Raw genomic sequence first — 16104 nt, forward strand, 5'->3', positions numbered from 1 at the left:
GCCATTTTTGGGTCTGAGCTAATAGTAATTTTCGGGGTAGCCTATAACACACGATGTTTCAAGCTCGGGAACGTTTCTCTTATTCGGGATACCTCGGACGGATCGATTTCCGATTTTACGATGGTTTCTTGTTCTCCGCCTGACGCCAACGTAATGCCCCACGGATCAACTATGGAACTGTGTCCGCCGAGTAGAACATTCCGGGTTGTTCCTACACAATTACATGAAATAAGAAAGCTTTGATTTTCCAAAGCGCGCGTAGCATTAAACAGCTTCCAATGCTCAAGACGCTGATGCGGCCAAGCCGAGGTAACAAGGAACATCTCCGCTCCCAAGTCAACCTGCTGACGGTAAAGTTCAGGAAACCGAAGATCATAACACGTTGTCAATCCGACCTTCCCGAATTCAGTATCGATTACTTTCGCGCCATCCCCCCTTGTCAGAAGTTCACCTTCTTTTGAACCGTAGCGGAATAAATGCGTTTTATGATAAGTGCCTGCCAGCTTGCCTTGACGATCAAACAGAATGCTTGTGTTGTAATAGTTTCCGTCCTTCTCTTCGACAAAGCTTCCCGCAAATAAATAGACCCCGTGGCGTCTCGCAGTTTCAGAAAATAAGGTAACGAAGGGACCTGTGATCGGCTCCGCCTCTTCTGTATACTTATCAAACGAAAAGTAACCGGTCGCCCATATTTCCGGCAGCAGGATCAGATCCGCGTCTTGAGCAGCCTGATCCACCAGCCCGGCAGCACGTTCAATTCGCTGTTCTTTACTCTCCTGATCCTTAATTTCCAATTGAATGGATGCAATCTTCATAACTCTCTGTCCCCCCCTTTTTGAGATCATGGATAAGCGTTAAGCAAGATTAATCAGTGCGTTCTTCATTTCGTCATCCAGCTTCTTAATCAATTCAGCTTTGTATGTTTTGACAAATGCCGGCTGGGCAACAATTTTGCCGCCGTAGAAGATGATGTCTCGAATCTCCTTTACGTCCACTTCCAACAGCGCCATTTTTAACGTAAGATCTTCTGTTTTAGCGACCTTCACAACTGCATTCCCTTTAATGGAATACACCGTCTCATGGGAAATAAAATTCAAAACCAATTTGGGATCCTCTTTCAATATCCGTACAAAGTCGGATTTGGCGTCGATTGCAAAACGAACCGTTTTCGGACCTACTGCATAGACCCATGAAAGAGCCGTCGAAAATAGATCCCCGTTTTCTTTATTCACTACATTTAGGAGCACAATATTCTGGCCTTGTAACTCGGATCTCATTCCGGCTGTAAGCTCGGTCGTCAATTTGGACATGTCCTATACCTCCTTTAATAATGCTTTCGGCACGGTATAGCTCCCCAAAAAACGATCGACCATCTCAAGAGGTTCATGATAACCATAATTACGGTATGCGTGCCCCCTTACGACAAATGGAGCTCCGTTGTAAAACATTTCATATTGTTGGTGACGTCCAGCGAACTCTGAACCGATGATGTCCCATGCCAATCGGTACAATTGAATTCTTGCCTCTGAATCGACGCCGGAAGCACGTATATATTGGCGGATGTCATCTTTGGTTTCTGGATTGACCATCTCATGATAGGAGGAAGGCAACTGCAGCACGCCTCCACCGACAAGCTCGCGCAGAATTTTAATTACACCTGCATAAATTTGATCTTGCATGCCAACTATGCCATACAAAAAACGCGCATTAGGACGTGCTGTACCATTCTTATCCACTGTACACTCATACTCACTTGCAAGCAGCATGCCCTCAACCGTCGCAGCCAATGAAGCCAGTTCACCTAACCGTTCCTGTACCTGCGGGAACTTGTCAGTCCCCCCCATTGCGGTAATCTTTCGGGCTACTCCGATCGTAAATTTCAATTTTGTACTCAGTCGAATTTGCGCCTGATTGTTCCCCAGCACATGAGCCGGTGTCTCATGGAACTGCGCCCTCGTTGCTTCAATGTTTTTATATGTGAATACATGCTTCCACGGTATGAATACATCGTCGAATACAACAAGCGAATCACTTTCGTCAAATTGAGTGGAAAGAGGATAATCAAATATACTTTCCTTGCCTGTTGCATAGGTAGGACGCGGGTATAGCTTTAAACCGGGCGTATCTATCGGCAGGACAAAGGATATAGCATAATCCTCATCGCCCGGTCTGAGCGGCGTAATACAGCTAACAAATAAATAGTTTGAAACTGCAGCGCTCGTCCCGAGCATTTGCGATCCACGTACGACAATGCCGTCTTTCCTCTCTTCAAGAACACCTACCGGTAAATATTTTTCTTCCTGTTCATGTGCGGCCTTGCTGCGATCCACCTGCGGAGGAATGATGACATAGGTTACAAACAAGTCTTCATCGCGAGCGTACTGATAAAAGTCCAATACGTTCTGCCGGTATTCACCGAATACATCAGGATAACTTGCGAATCCGGCCAAAAAAGCGGCGACATGATCCGGGCTGCGTCCTGCGAACCCGCAAGTCGCATCCGCCCACTTGGCAATCGCTCGGCGGCGAACTGCCAAATCTTCGCGGCTACGGGGAATCATGAACACTTTATTGGCGGTTGTCCCGTCCTCTGTCGTATAAATCATGTCATTGGAAGGATCAGCAGCCAAATCGTACAATCTCGCAAAAGACTCTGAAATGCCTCTGAAAGCGGGATGTGACGTGACATCCTGGACTTTTTCACCATTCACATAGATACATCTGTTATCTTTCAAAGAGTTCAAATATTGTTTGCCATTACGAACCATCGCTGATCATCCCTTCATTTCATTTGCACTTAGTATGTTGTGTTGTGTATACATAAAACTTCAAAAAAAATGTTTGAATGATTTATGTTAGATTAGCTAACTCGATTCTATGCGTTAGGTTCTTATTAGTCAATAGTTTTTTTAATTTTGAATAAATATCGCAGTTTTCCTGACATGAAAGAAAAAATACTATAAATATAAAAATTGTAATCGCTTTCTTTTTTTGGTTATTATCATTTATCATCCTAATATTTAAATTATTAAAGATTGTTTTGTCTTATTTAAATGTAAAATCATCGCTTCACCGGATTTTTCTTCGTCTCTGCTCTCCATACAAGAAATAATAGTCAAATGCTCCTCTAACACCTCGTTCATCCGGTTACTTTTTTTAATCGCCCTCAGCCCTATAAGCTGTGACAAATTGTGAAGATTCAGCAGCACTTGCTCAATTAATTCGAAATCGACAAATTTAACAAAGGAAATATGAAATAATTGGTCAAGTTTAATAAACGCGATGTCATCGTTGGCTAACATAGCTTCTTTTTGCTGCTTACAAATATTTTTCAGTATCTTCAATTGTTCCGATGTAATGATTTCGGCCAGTTTACGGATCATTTTCGTTTCAATTGAAGTACGAAGCAAAAATATTTGCTCGATTTCGCTTTCCGTCACTTTGCGAACTGTCATTCCTTTGCGCGGAATTGAAACGATCAAGCCTTCTTTAATTAAATCCTGCAAAGCTTCCCTAACAGGTGTTCTCGATGTGTTCAGTAGTTCCGCCAACTTCACCTCAGTAAATATTTCTTCCGACGAAATATAGCCGCTCAAAATAACGTGCTTAATTTCATTGTAAGCCATTTCCTTTGTTGTGGAAGGTTTATCGATAGGTTTTAAATTAAACTTGGTTGAAGCCATATCAATCCATACCTTTCTAGTTTATGATTTATGTATACATAATACGCAACTTATCAAATAACGTCAACACAATATAAAGGAGTTTTTTTACAATAGAGCGGGCTTCAACTTTCGGCTATCTAAAGGTTTTTGACAAACCACATATCCCTCACCTCATTTAAAAAGATTAAACGAAATGTTGAACATATTACTTACATCTTCTCCTAGCCGAGGGATGCCGGGTTATTTCTTTCCTAACGGCTGCCACAGCCTCTAAGTTTAATGAAAATGACCCTTTTTAAGTTCTAACGGAGATGAGCGCAGCTATTGGTTGCAGGAATAGCCCTATTTGGGCGGGAACGATCAGATAAGGTCTCTCATAACCGTTACATTTTGCAAAAGGGTATTTTGAGCACAATAACGTCTTTGCCAGCCGTTACCTCCCGAAGGTCATTCATCCATTCCGTACGCGCAGGCTGAACCTGCGACCCCATCGTTGCCAACGATCCGCTCTATCCACAATTGTTAGATTCGCATAACTTCCTACTACAACGAAAAAAGCTCCATTCCCCCTCGGAAGGAGAAACAGAGCCTGTATGAATAGATATTTTATTTGGAACGGGACTGCGCCACCATCTTCACCTTGATCCGTGCGAAGAAATTCAGCAGCGGGCGGCGGGTCTTGTCCACAATCCCGATCAGCTCCGCGCCGATCTGCAGCGCGAACATGAGCAGGCTGATGACGACGAACGTTACCCAGCTGGCCGCATGGAATTGGACGAAGATCGACTGCACGATCGCGCAGCCTCCGAAGAAAGCGGCAACGCCGTAAATGATCAGAACGGTGCGTCTGTGGCTGAAGCCGAGCTCGCGCAGACAATGATGCAGATGGCCTTTGTCCGGCGCAAAGATCGGGCGTTTGTTAATCCAGCGGCGCACAATCGCGAAGAACGTGTCCGACAGCGGAACGCCGATAATAAGCAGCGGTGTCACGAACGATACGATCGTAACCTGCTTGAAGCCGATCATGGACAGCGTCGCCAAACTGAACCCGAGAAACAGCGAGCCGGAGTCCCCCATGAAAATTTTGGCCGGGTGAAAGTTGAACACCAGGAAGCCCAATATGCCGCCGAGCAGAAGGCTGCTCATCAGTATAATCGGTTCAAAGCCCATAAAGCTTGCCATGACGAGAATCGTACCGATCGCAATGCCGGATACGCCTGCGGCCAAGCCGTCGAGGCCGTCGATCAAGTTAATGGCGTTCGTTACGCCGACAATCCAGAATATCGTGAGCGGAATACTGACCCAATCGGCAACGGGCTGCATCGATTGACCGAAAGGAATGTTGAGCAGATCGATCTTGACGCCGAAGACGAAGACGACGACGCACGCAGCGGCGATTTGTCCGAGCAGCTTCACTTTGGCCGACAGCTCAAAGCGGTCATCCAATGCCCCGATCAGCACGATAATCGTGCCGCCGACGAGCACGCTTTTGATCAAATTCATATCGTAATGACTCAACAAACCGCTGGGAATGAACGGAAGAACCAGCAAAAATGAGCCGATAAAAGCGATATAAATGGCCAATCCACCGAGACGCGGCATAATTCGGGTATGAACTTTCCGGGCATTCGGCTTGTCGATTGCCCCAATACGGAATGCAAATTTTTTCACTAGCGGCGTCATCGTAATCGCCAAACCAAGGGCTACTGCGAATCCTATGACGTAAATGAAAATCGAGCTCACTGGTCTCCATCTCCCCTTTTCTCTACCGGAATGAATTATACTCCGATTGAAAAAGAAACTCCAACGTCGTTTTCCGGCGATTTCAACGGTTTTTGGGCATATTACGGTTTCGGAGTGCGTTTTGTAACGTTTTCTTTCTCGCGCATCACTTTCACGGCGAATTTCGGCAAAACAAGCATTCTTTTATAACGCGACGGCTGCTGCAGCAGCCGGTAAAACCACTCCAGCCGCAGCTTTTGGAATACGACCGGCGCCCGCTTCAGCTTGCCGGCGATAATGTCGAAGCTGCCGCCCACGCCCATCAGCAGTGGAACGCCAAGCTCGTGCTTGTAACGCGCCAGCCACGGCTCCTGTTTGTCGGCCGAGCGGGCCACAAACAGCATGTCGGGCGCTGCCGCGCGGATTGCGGCGACGACTTCTTCGTCCTCGGAGGCGCCGAAGAAGCCGTCGCGGACACCCGCGATCCGGATGCCCGGAAATTTGGCCTGTAAATTTCGCGCCGCCTCTTCAATGACTTCCTGCGTCGTGCCGAGCAAATACGCCGACCAGCCGCGGCTCTCGCCTTCCCGTAGAAGACGGTGCATCAGGTCGAAGCCGGGCACCCGCTCGGCTACCGGCTCGCCGACATAACCGGCGGCCCAGACAACGCCCGCGCCGTCCGGCACGATGAGATCGGCCTGCTGCATCATGTTCATATAGGCCGGATTTTCAAGCGCCGACATCACCATGATCGGATTGGCCGTAATCACTTGCGTCGGCTGCCGACGTTCAATGACGTCCGTCAAATAGCGGACCGTTTCATTCATTCCCATTTTGGAAAATTCGACGCCGAAGATCGGCACGGTCGAAAAGGGCTCAGCCGCAGCAGCTGAACTGCGGACTGTAGATACATTTGTTTCCATATAAGGCTAAGTCACCTCGTTGTTCTATGACGCAAATACTGTACGATTTGTTGCGCGGGTCTGCGCGCTTCCCGCTTCAGCTCCGCAATGGCCGGTGCGTGCACCGCCCGCCACTCTTCGCCGGAATCGAGCAGCCGCTCGGCCGCATCCGCGAACGGCTCGGCCGCGAGCGACTCCGTTGTGCCGGCCGGCCGCTCGCCAAGCCGCTGCAGAAAGGCATCGATCTTCGGATCGTACGATAAACCGATCATCGGAACGGATTGATTGGCCGCGTAGATGAGGGCATGCAGCCGCATGCCGAACAGCAAATCGCAGCGGCTGACCTCCGCCAGCATTTGGCGGGGGTCGTGTCCCGGCGCGGCGAGCTCGGAGCAGCCGCCGGCGCCGAGGGCTTCAAGCCGTTCCATCACTTGGCGCGATGCTTCCGCATCGCCCGGGCTGTGGAACGGCAGGAACCGCAGGCGCACCGCGCGGCGGCGTGCCAGCGCGGCGAGCGCCTCCGCGGCGCGGGCCAGGTCGGCCCCGTCCTTGCGCCAATGGCGCAGGGACACGCCGACCAGCGGCACCGCCGCCGGCCGCGCATCCGGCGCAGCCGCGCCCGCGGCCCGCGCGCCGGGGCCGCCCGGCTGCGCGCCGCCGCCCGCCGCCGGAGCTTCGCTCCCGGCGGCTGCGCCGCTTTCCGCCGCGCCGGCATCGCCGCGCGGCGCGGCTCCTGCCGCTGCCGCCTCATCCGGCAGCGGCAGCCCCATGACCGGATCGGGAACGATCTCGATCCGGTCCGCCGGGACGCCGATCCGCCCAAGCAGCTGGGCGGACTCGGCGTCCCGCACCGAAACATACGCGCTGCGCCGCATCACATGGCGGATCAGCGGATCCATCCGGCGGCTGTTCACCGGGCCGACGCCCTGCGAGTACACAAACGTCGGCTTGCCGAGCAGCTGCGCCAGCTTCATGACGCCGGTATAATACGGGATCGTCATGCCGCCCGTCGCATCCTGCAGCAGGCTGCCCCCGCCGCTGATGAGCCCGTCGCAGCTGCGGATTGCCCCCAGCAGCTCGGCCGGACGCATCCGGTGGGCGGCCTCCACCCCGTACATCCGGCTCGTCCAGTCCGGGTCCGATGAGAGCACGACCGGCTCAATCCGGATGCCCTGCTCCCGGCCTTCCTCTTCCAGCGCCAGCAAAATCGACTTCAACACCGCTTCGTCGCCGCTGTTGCGGAATCCGTAATAACCGGAGATCGCTATGCGCCGGACTTCGGAACGTGCTTCCATAACGATCGCCTCCATACCGCCTCCGCAAGCTGCCAAATTCCGATCAGCACGATGCCGATGACGGCACCGAATCCAAGTCCGAGCAGAATGCGGATGAGCGAAATGTGCAGCGGCGTATGAATATGGGCAAACGTATCAACCATCGACAGCTGCCCGATCGAACCTACGATAAGCAATACCCAGGCCGCCCGATATCGAAGCGCAAGGAACAATCCGAGCAGAAATACTGGATGCGCGAGCAAAAATTCTTTCGTCCGCGGCCGTACGCCGAACGTCTGCTCAAGCGCGTTCCGGAACATCAGCTCCAGTGCGGAAGCGGTGCCCGCGTTGCCCGTACGCGACAAATAGTACAAGCCCGCCACGCCGAGAATGCCGGCGGCCGCAACCCAGAGCACCGTAATGTTCATCGCAAGCAGCTTGCGCAGATTGACCCAGGCGGACTGCCCGGTGAACAAAATAATATAAAGCGCAACCAGCGCAATCGGCGCCAGATGCAGCAGGCTTACGCCGCGGAACTGCTGAAGGACAAGACTGTACGTAATGTTGTTCAGCAGACCGAACACAAACGGAATCCCGATCATCGAAATAAGGGCTGTGACGATGAACAGCATGATCGCCATCAGCATTCTGCGGCCGGGGGAAAGCCCCGGGAAAATCCATTTCAGCCCGATTTGCTTGCGCATGGAAGGCGCATTTGCCGCGGCGGCGTCCGCTTCTGCCGCGCCGCCTTCGCCGCGCGCCGCCCAGTCTCCGGCGCCCACATAACGGCGCGGGCCGTCGGTATGGGCGCGCACCCGGTTCATCGCCCAAATAAGGCCGAGCGTCGGCGCGCTGATGCCTGCCCCAAGCGCCAATCCCTGCTCCAGGATCGACGTCGACAGCACATACAGGGCGGCGCTGCCGAGCAGCCCGAGCGCAAATGCGGCGAGCAGCAGGTTCTCGAAGAAGGCGCCGACGAGCAGAGCAATGAGACTGACCGCCCCCAGGCACACAACCATTTTCGCATATTTGTTCCAGCCCGGCGCAGACCGTTCAAACGGCTCCGCCTGACCGGCCGGGAAGCCGAACGAGCTGAGCTTCTGGACGGCCCCGTCCGGCCCGCCGATCGCCTTGTACAAATTATCAAGCGGATCGACAATCCCGCCCTTATCCAAACTGGCGGATGGAGCGCCGTTTAAATAAAACATCCGGATGCTGCGGTCTTTCGCGGCCAGCAGGAAACGGTCGACAATCGCATCCGGCTTCATCGCGGCGGCGTCTCTGTCCGAAAGCGAATACAGCCTCGTAACGTTATAATGCGTCAGATAAGCGAGCGTATTCAAACCTTGCTGAGGTTTTTTCAAGCCTTCGATCGCCGTGATGCCGATTCCGTATTTATTGAGAAGCTCTCCGAATCCATAAAGGCTTCTGAGGTCCGCGTTGTCGTTAAATCCTTTCACCGCATCCCCGTCGAACAGAATACGGCTGACGCCGAGCGATTTGAACTCCGCCAGCATCGCATCCGTGTCCGCCTGGTTATAAGGGCGGATCCGGTCGGATAGGCGCGGCAAAATGCGGAACCCCTGCTCATGCAGCGTCTGCAAAGCCAGCGGATCCGGCGGCATCGTTTTGAGGACGGCATTCTGAAAAGGCGTTTCCAGCACAAGCCCTTTTTGTCCGGCGTACGTCCATGCGCGATAAGCGATTCCGCTTGCACTGAACGTCCGCTCGATAAGCGGCTGCAGCGCGGCTTGCTCGGCATCGCCCGCGAACAGCAGGTAAGTAAACTGCTGACCGGCCGGGAGCGGGCGGTTCTGCATCAGCGCCGCTTCGCGCTCGTCGTAAAGCGTCAGGCGCCCCGCGGTTTCCAGTTCGTCGAGCCGGCTCTCATACACCGACATCGTCCCGATGCCGGCCTGCTTCATCCGCTCCAGCTGCTTGGCCATAAACTCGGCGGGCTGCGCCTGATACGATGCGATTTGCACCAGATCTGAATAATCGAACACATACTCGATTTGCTTCGATGTTTTTTCCATCTGCCACCGCGTCGCTCCCAGCGGGATCGCGGCGATGACGCCGATCAGCGTCAACGCCCACAACCACCGTTTCGCAGCGCGGTTCCATTGCTGCCATGAATGAAGCACTTACACCTCTCCTTATGCTAGGTTGTCCACCTGTTCCATTACCGTATTGGTCAAGCTCGCAAGCGATGTCTTCGCTTCTTCCGGCGAACCCCCGCGTACCGCAAAATACACTTTAATTTTCGGTTCCGTCCCCGATGGGCGCAGGCAGAACCAGGAACCGTCCTCCAGCATAAATTTCAGCACGTTTTCTTTCGGCAGTCCGTCCAGCCCGAGGCTGTAATCGAGCACTTTCTCCACTTTCACGCCGGATATGTCGGCAGGAGGCTGGGAGCGGAAATGCTCCATAATGGCGCCGATCTTCTGAACGCCGTCGAATCCTTTCAGCGTGCGCGATTCCAATCCTTCCAGATACGTGCCGAACTTCTCGTACAGCTCCAGCAGCACATCGTACAGCGTTTTTCCTTGATTTTTATAATAAGCGGCCGCTTCGCAAATGAGCAGCGAGGCCACAACCGCATCTTTGTCGCGGGCGTACGTGCCGGTCAAATAACCGTAGCTCTCCTCGTAGCCGAACAGGAAGGAGTGCGAGCCCGTACGCTCGAATTCCGTCATTTTTTCCCCGATATATTTAAAGCCCGTCAACGTATTAAACACGGTTGCCCCGTAGGAAAGGGCAATGTCGGCTCCCATCTCGCTGGTGACGATCGTCTTGATGACGGCGCCGTTCGCCGGCAGTTCCCCGCGCTCCTTCAGCTGGCTCAGCACATAGTTGACCATTAAAGCGCCGGACTGGTTGCCCGACAGCACGACATATTTTCCTTCGTTGTCTTTCACGACGGCTCCCATACGGTCGCAGTCGGGATCGGTGCCGATAATAATGTCCGCTCCGGTCTCCTGGCCCAGCTTGATCGCCAGCGTGAACGCTTCGCGCTCCTCGGGATTCGGCGATTTGACGGTGGAAAAATATCCGTCCGGCTGTTCCTGCTCCGCCACGATTTGAACGTTGTCGAATCCGACATGCGCGAGCACGTTGCGGACGGGGAGGTTGCCTGCTCCGTGCAGCGGCGTATAGATGACGTTGACGCGTTTGCCGAGCCCTTCCTTCAGCAGCTTGCTGTTCTGGCTCTGGGCCGCCACCGTTTCCACGAACTTCCGGTCTTCCTCCTCCCCGAGCCAGCGCAGCAAACCTTGCGCCTCCGCTTCCTCGCGCGTCATGCGCTTTACCTCTCCGAAGCTGCTTACATTTTGAATCGACGCAATGACCTGCTCGGCTTCGTGCGGCACCAGCTGGCATCCGTCCGCTCCGTAAACTTTGTAGCCGTTATATTCCGGCGGATTGTGGCTGGCCGTAATGACGATGCCGCCGGTAGCGTTCACCAGCCGTACCGAATACGAAAGCTGTGGAGTCGGGCGCAGCGAAGGGAACAGATAGGTTGTCACTCCGTTTGCAGCGAGCACCAGCGCCGCATCGAGCGCAAATTCCGGGGAATTGTTGCGGGAATCATGCGCGATGACAACCGAAGGAGTGCCGGATTGGGTGAGCAGCCAGGCGGCAAGCCCTTGCGTCGCCTTTCCGACCGTATATGCGTTCATCCGGTTCGTGCCCGCGCCCATTACGCCGCGAAGCCCGCCGGTTCCGAATTCCAGATCACGGTAAAAACGGTCTTCGATTTCCTTATCCTGTCCCGCGATGCCGCGAAGCTCCTCCTTCGTCTCATTATCGATCAGCGCATCTGACAGCCAAGCCTCGTAACGTTCTTTAGCGTTTGTTTGCGACATGGTCTAATTCCTCGCCTTCATTATGATGGGGTAGGTGCTGAATATAGAATTATCAGAGCTGCTCCGCCCGGAGCCTGCAAAAGCTTTCGGGCGCTGCACTTGGTTGTGCACATCATCGCTTGCTTGTTATGTACTTGAAATTGGACACGAATCGGGCTTTAAGACTGCGCCGGGTTCGTGAGCGCAAACATAATCTCGCCTTCGGCCACCACTTTTTCGCCTACACGAGCCGTAGCCCGGCCTTTGCCGACGATGCCTTTCAGACGCGTAATCTCCACTTCCAGCAGAAGCGTATCGCCCGGCAGTACCTGACCCCGGAAGCGGAAGTTGTCGATGCCGGCGAACATGGCCAGCTTGCCCCGGTTTTCCTCCACTTTCAGAATCGCGACGGCACCCACCTGTGCGAGCGCTTCCGTAATGAGAACGCCGGGCATGACCGGGAACTCCGGAAAATGTCCTTGAAAAAAAGGTTCGTTCATCGTCACGTTTTTCAGACCGACCGCTCTTTTTCCGTCCTCCACCTCTAAAATACGATCGATGAGCAAAAAAGGCTGCCGGTGTGGAATAATCTTCATAATCTCTTGAATATCGAGCATGTCACAACTCCTTAAATTGGACGGCATTCGCCATCTTCATTTATATGGTTCACCGGAATTCCGCCGTATAAATTAACGGAATCCAAGTTAAACTATAACTGTCCTTCGCGAACCTGCAGGTCGCGAAGGTTAAGATAAGGGACAGCGCCAGCCGGACCGAAAGCGCCGGCGGACTGTCCTTTTTTCCATTTCGTTCGCTCATGGTTATGCCTTGTCGCTCTGTTCGTTGCCTTTCCGGTGCGCCAGCAAATAGACGAATGACGAAACATACGAGCTTGCGACAGCCGCCCACAAAAGCGCCGTTCCGTAAGGCGCCCGGAAAAAGATGAGCATGATCGCAGCATAATACAGCGCCGTCGTCGCTTTGCCGAGCCGGTTGGCGGGAGTCGGCATTCTTCCCCGAAAGTGAAAAAAGGCGGCGATCGCAATCATCGTCAGATCCCGGACAAACATGAGAACAGCCGCGCTCCAAGGGATCATCTCCGTCCACATTAAGGACAAGACGACTGTAATCAGCATCAGTTTATCGGCAAGCGGATCCAGCAAAATGCCGATTCGGGTGATCTGTCCTCTCTTACGGGCAATATAGCCGTCAAGAATATCGGTCAGCCCCGCAGCAGTCATAATGAGGAAAGAAGAAATCAACTGCCCGTTCATAAATACGACAACGTAAACGGGTATTAAAAGAAACCGAATCGAAGTAAGCAAGTTCGGCAGATTCATTCGTTCTTCCTCTCTCCCCCTTATCCTGCTGCTGCAAAGTTTCTCACGTTATTATACCTCTACCCTATGAAAAAAAAAACTCCGCCCTCTTTCGGGATCCCCCAAATCAGGAAGCATTTAGGCGATATGTTTTAAAAAAAATTTTTCGGCTTCTCTTCATTATTTCCTTTTTGGAGCCGTGACAGCTCATCCGCCGCTGCGCCGCCTAAGCTGAACGTCACGCTTGGTGAGGAGCTGGAGCTCGGACTGCTCGGCATGAACGGCAGCTCCGGCACGGATTTGAGCGAAGACGCGGCATGAACCAGCTCCGACGCTGCGGTTGCCTCCGCCGATAAAGGAACCGTCACGCTGGCCGGTGCCGGGACCGCCGTCATTAAAGGAACTTACCGGGGACAGTCCGCTACGATTACCTTAACCGTACAATCCCCGTATGAATCGCTCATCCAGCTCGCTCCCCGCTCCAGCCTAACGCTGAAGCTGAAAGAGCAACCGCCGTCATCAAAGCCGTATTCAACGGCAAGACGGTCAGCATGCGCGTCACAGTGAAAGGTTAATCGACCATCAAAAGGGACTTTCCCAGAAGTAGGTTTTTATCGTATCAATGAAGTCCTTCAGCTTCAAAAAGTAAAACGAACCGATCAAGGGGCGATCCTTGGCCGGTTCGTTTTTTGGTCTACTTCCTGTTTTTTGTAACGCGCTTCGTCCAAACCCGAATTTCCTTCGTATAAATAGCTTTCAGTGGATAGCCATTGCAATTTATCGCTCTTTGACGCCGCCCCCCATCTCTCGTTCACCTCCGACTCCGCTTTGTCAGCGAAAACTATTCAGGAATTGTTTCTTTGCCCGAAAACTTTCTGCAAGAAAGCTCAGCTGAAGTAAGTGCTTGATCCGCGCTTTTATTGACGAGGAGATGCTGCTTCAGGCGGCAAGCGCTCCTCTCGCGCAGCCGCGTCTGTTCCACCCCTATGAAAAAGGAGAGCGGAGTGAGCGGTCGTTCTGGAGAAGCGGCAGCGTTCGCCTTTGTCCGTGGATTTCTACCTTTAGATCGGTTCTAAAATTAAGAAATCCAACGGACAACAGCGATCGGAAGCCTAACCAGCCGCGCAGCGGCGATCTTTTCACCGGTATCTAAAAAAGCCGACACCCCATGGCGGGTATCAGCTTTTTTAGGAATCGGAAAAAATCAGATCGAACATATGCTTCCAAGTCGAAACCTCGAACACTTCGGACGGATTACCTTTACCGAGATAGATATAGCCGACGTACATTCCGGCAAACAAGCCCAAAATCCATAGAAGCGGAACAATGCTTTTCTTGACGAACCAGAGCACCGTAAACCTGCGCCGTTTCTTTGCGGACTGCCTTTCTTTCGACCGGACGCCGCCCGTCTGCGGGGCAGTATCAGGCTCCTTATTCCCGGACCGGGCGCGGGATGCGCTCCTGCCGTAATCCCGCTCTTCCTCCGCTCTTAACACGTCACGGCCGGAGAGCCGGACTCCTTCCGATTTATTGCTCATTATTCATCATCCTATCTTTAGGAACCGCGCATATTGTTGGCAAGCGACTGCATCGTATCGCTTGACGAGATCGCCCGGGCGACCAATTGATAAGCGCGCTGTACATTCATTAAATCCGTCATCTCTTGCGTCAGATCGACGTTGGACTGCTCCAAAAATCCTTGCCGGACCGTGATGCCGTCCGCAGCGTCCGGACCGAAATCCCGCAAAATATCGCCGCGATTCACACCGGCGGGAACGTTGAACAAATTGTTCGCGGTCGGAGACAGTTCCTCCGGCCGGACTGGTTCCACCAGCTTCAAACGTCCAAGCGGCAGCCTATCTCCCGCAGCGTTCACGCCTGTTATGACCCCTTCGGAATCGATCGCAAGCCGATAGCCGTCCGGGATTGCAACCGGACCTTCAACGGGCTGTCCCGTTGCGGCATCCGTACCCGTTACCGCCATTACCGGATAACCTTCCTGGGTTCCCAGTATCGTAACACCGTTTTCGTTCTTCGTCAATTCAAAAGCGCCGTTTCTAGTGTACGCTCTGCCGCCTGCAAGGTCCGTTGCGACCTCGAACAGCGCTCTCCCGCCGATCGCCACATCGGTAGCCATGCCGGTCTCCTTGAACGTTCCCTGCGTCATATCGGGGCCTGTCTGCACAAAACGGGAACCCCATCCCCTCCCGTACCCGAGCGGAGACATCCGGCCGTCCTGCCGGAATTCTTCGGGCTGCTGTTTGAAGCTGGTTAGCAGATCTTCAAAGGTGGAGTCTTTGCGTTTATAACCGACCGTATTCACATTGGCAATATTGTCGGCAATAAGGTCAAGCTTCTTCTGCAAACCGCCCATCGATACCGATGCCGTAATGATCGAGCTGTTCAAATCCGTTCCTCTCCCCGCTTGTTCCGTTTCGATATGTCAACAACCGCTACACTCTGCCGACGGAATTGACCGCTTTGTCTAGGCTCTGGTCGTAGTATTGAACCACTTTCTGATTCGCTTCGTATGCACGGAGCGCCGTCATCAAATCGACCATCGACTGTGCGGCATCGACATTCGACCGTTCAATATACCCTTGCTGCACGTCGGCCCCTTCGCCGGCCGTTACCGGTCTTGCCGGGGCGTCGCCTTCCAGCCGGAATTTGCCGTCTCCTTCGCGAACGAGATCGTTCGGATTATCGATGCGGCTGATGAGCAAAGCTTGGCCGGTATCGACCGTTCCGTTATAGAACCGGTTTCCCGGTCCGAGCTTCAGATCGGCGGCATTCGTTCCGACGGCAAATCGGAGCGGCTGACCGCCGCCTCCAATAACCTCCGCTCCGTCCGCGGTAACGAGGTAACCGTCCTCGTTCAGCGAGAACTGCCCTCCGCGCGTATAGCGGGCTTCGCCGTCCGCATTCCGCAACGTGAAATAAGCCTGCGGCTCGAATGTCACCGTTCCGTCCTGCGCAACCGATTTGCCCGAACCGTCGAACGTAACGCCGGGCACCTGAATATGGGATACGATCGCAAAATCGAGCGGCTTATCCGTCTTCATCAGATCGCCCTGGCGCTGAATCGGAACGCTTTCCTCGGCCATGACGCCGCTGGCCAAACGCCCGACCGCTGCGGGCGGCTCGTTCTCCACTCCCGTTAACGAAAGCAGCATTTCCGGAAAGGACCGGGTGAGTGCAGCGGACTGCTTGTACCCCGGCGTATTGATGTTGGCGATGTTGTTCGTCACGGTGTCGTGAACGCGCTGCTGGGCGACCATGCCCGCCGCCGCCGTATATAGGCCTCTAAGCATATGAAGTACCTCCGGTTAACCGTCATTGTACTTTTAATTATCGGCAAATGGACGGCCGGCTTGAAGATG

Annotated in this window: 15 protein-coding genes; all 15 read right to left on the bottom strand. The window is 53.4% G+C overall.

The annotated features are described in order from the left end of the window. Positions 1 to 41 precede the first annotated feature (41 nt). A complete protein-coding gene (locus tag VN24_RS08070) occupies positions 42 to 815 on the bottom strand; it encodes a carbon-nitrogen family hydrolase (RefSeq protein ID WP_045669968.1) in 774 nt (257 codons plus the stop codon). Positions 816 to 854: 39 nt separating this feature from the next. Beyond that, positions 855 to 1310, bottom strand: a complete 456-nt coding sequence (locus VN24_RS08075; RefSeq protein ID WP_045669969.1) for a PNPOx family protein — start codon at positions 1308 to 1310, stop codon at positions 855 to 857. Positions 1311 to 1313: 3 nt separating this feature from the next. Beyond that, positions 1314 to 2768, bottom strand: coding sequence for a 4-hydroxyphenylacetate 3-hydroxylase family protein (locus tag VN24_RS08080; protein WP_045669970.1), 1455 nt, complete (start codon positions 2766 to 2768; stop codon positions 1314 to 1316). A gap of 252 nt (positions 2769 to 3020) precedes the next feature. Continuing rightward, positions 3021 to 3683, bottom strand: coding sequence for a GntR family transcriptional regulator (locus VN24_RS08085; RefSeq protein ID WP_045669971.1), 663 nt, complete (start codon positions 3681 to 3683; stop codon positions 3021 to 3023). A gap of 588 nt (positions 3684 to 4271) precedes the next feature. Further along, complete coding sequence (locus VN24_RS08090; RefSeq protein WP_045673109.1) at positions 4272 to 5348, bottom strand: MraY family glycosyltransferase; 1077 nt, start codon at positions 5346 to 5348, stop codon at positions 4272 to 4274. Between the two features lie 161 nt (positions 5349 to 5509). Continuing rightward, positions 5510 to 6310, bottom strand: a complete 801-nt coding sequence (locus tag VN24_RS08095) for a WecB/TagA/CpsF family glycosyltransferase (RefSeq protein WP_045669972.1) — start codon at positions 6308 to 6310, stop codon at positions 5510 to 5512. Positions 6311 to 6321: 11 nt separating this feature from the next. Further along, positions 6322 to 7584: a polysaccharide pyruvyl transferase CsaB gene (csaB, locus tag VN24_RS08100; protein WP_045669973.1), complete on the bottom strand. Its 1263-nt coding sequence runs from the start codon at positions 7582 to 7584 to the stop codon at positions 6322 to 6324. Beyond that, positions 7554 to 9707, bottom strand: a complete 2154-nt coding sequence (locus VN24_RS08105; RefSeq protein WP_045669974.1) for a DUF5693 family protein — start codon at positions 9705 to 9707, stop codon at positions 7554 to 7556. The genes csaB and VN24_RS08105 overlap by 31 nt, the downstream gene beginning before the upstream one ends. A gap of 12 nt (positions 9708 to 9719) precedes the next feature. Further along, on the bottom strand, positions 9720 to 11426 hold the full coding sequence (locus VN24_RS08110) for a phospho-sugar mutase (RefSeq protein WP_045669975.1): 1707 nt from the start codon (positions 11424 to 11426) through the stop codon (positions 9720 to 9722). A gap of 158 nt (positions 11427 to 11584) precedes the next feature. After that, complete coding sequence (gene fabZ, locus VN24_RS08115) at positions 11585 to 12022, bottom strand: 3-hydroxyacyl-ACP dehydratase FabZ (protein ID WP_045669976.1); 438 nt, start codon at positions 12020 to 12022, stop codon at positions 11585 to 11587. Between the two features lie 204 nt (positions 12023 to 12226). Further along, on the bottom strand, positions 12227 to 12745 hold the full coding sequence (locus VN24_RS08120; RefSeq protein ID WP_045669977.1) for a CDP-alcohol phosphatidyltransferase family protein: 519 nt from the start codon (positions 12743 to 12745) through the stop codon (positions 12227 to 12229). Between the two features lie 131 nt (positions 12746 to 12876). After that, entirely contained in the window at positions 12877 to 13119 is a 243-nt protein-coding gene (locus VN24_RS08125; RefSeq protein ID WP_045669978.1) for a hypothetical protein, read from the bottom strand. Positions 13120 to 13911: 792 nt separating this feature from the next. Next, positions 13912 to 14262 (bottom strand): DNA-directed RNA polymerase subunit beta, encoded by a 351-nt coding sequence (locus VN24_RS08130; protein ID WP_045669979.1) that lies wholly within the window; start codon positions 14260 to 14262, stop codon positions 13912 to 13914. A 17-nt stretch (positions 14263 to 14279) separates the two neighbouring features. Further along, the gene (locus tag VN24_RS08135; protein WP_045669980.1) at positions 14280 to 15131 is read right to left on the bottom strand and encodes a flagellar hook-basal body protein; all 852 of its coding nucleotides are present in this window, start codon (positions 15129 to 15131) and stop codon (positions 14280 to 14282) included. Positions 15132 to 15177: 46 nt separating this feature from the next. Further along, complete coding sequence (locus VN24_RS08140; protein WP_045669981.1) at positions 15178 to 16035, bottom strand: flagellar hook-basal body protein; 858 nt, start codon at positions 16033 to 16035, stop codon at positions 15178 to 15180. Between the last annotated feature and the right edge of the window lie 69 nt (positions 16036 to 16104).

The sequence above is a fragment of the Paenibacillus beijingensis genome, from assembly GCF_000961095.1.
In the GTDB taxonomy this organism is placed as follows: Bacteria; Bacillota; Bacilli; order Paenibacillales; family Paenibacillaceae; genus Paenibacillus_O; species Paenibacillus_O beijingensis.

What these genes read in the sequence shown, in the direction of transcription:
- VN24_RS08075 (WP_045669969.1), bottom strand. Translation starts at nt 1,310, where the DNA reads ATGTCCAAATTGACGACCGAGCTTACAGCCGGAATGAGATCCGAGTTA.
- VN24_RS08085 (WP_045669971.1), bottom strand. Translation starts at nt 3,683, where the DNA reads ATGGCTTCAACCAAGTTTAATTTAAAACCTATCGATAAACCTTCCACA.
- VN24_RS08125 (WP_045669978.1), bottom strand. Translation starts at nt 13,119, where the DNA reads ATGACGGCGGTCCCGGCACCGGCCAGCGTGACGGTTCCTTTATCGGCG.
- fabZ (WP_045669976.1), bottom strand. Translation starts at nt 12,022, where the DNA reads ATGCTCGATATTCAAGAGATTATGAAGATTATTCCACACCGGCAGCCT.
- VN24_RS08110 (WP_045669975.1), bottom strand. Translation starts at nt 11,426, where the DNA reads ATGTCGCAAACAAACGCTAAAGAACGTTACGAGGCTTGGCTGTCAGAT.
- VN24_RS08130 (WP_045669979.1), bottom strand. Translation starts at nt 14,262, where the DNA reads ATGAGCAATAAATCGGAAGGAGTCCGGCTCTCCGGCCGTGACGTGTTA.
- VN24_RS08070 (WP_045669968.1), bottom strand. Translation starts at nt 815, where the DNA reads ATGAAGATTGCATCCATTCAATTGGAAATTAAGGATCAGGAGAGTAAA.
- VN24_RS08120 (WP_045669977.1), bottom strand. Translation starts at nt 12,745, where the DNA reads ATGAATCTGCCGAACTTGCTTACTTCGATTCGGTTTCTTTTAATACCC.
- VN24_RS08080 (WP_045669970.1), bottom strand. Translation starts at nt 2,768, where the DNA reads ATGGTTCGTAATGGCAAACAATATTTGAACTCTTTGAAAGATAACAGA.
- VN24_RS08095 (WP_045669972.1), bottom strand. Translation starts at nt 6,310, where the DNA reads ATGGAAACAAATGTATCTACAGTCCGCAGTTCAGCTGCTGCGGCTGAG.
- csaB (WP_045669973.1), bottom strand. Translation starts at nt 7,584, where the DNA reads ATGGAAGCACGTTCCGAAGTCCGGCGCATAGCGATCTCCGGTTATTAC.
- VN24_RS08140 (WP_045669981.1), bottom strand. Translation starts at nt 16,035, where the DNA reads ATGCTTAGAGGCCTATATACGGCGGCGGCGGGCATGGTCGCCCAGCAG.
- VN24_RS08090 (WP_045673109.1), bottom strand. Translation starts at nt 5,348, where the DNA reads ATGACGCCGCTAGTGAAAAAATTTGCATTCCGTATTGGGGCAATCGAC.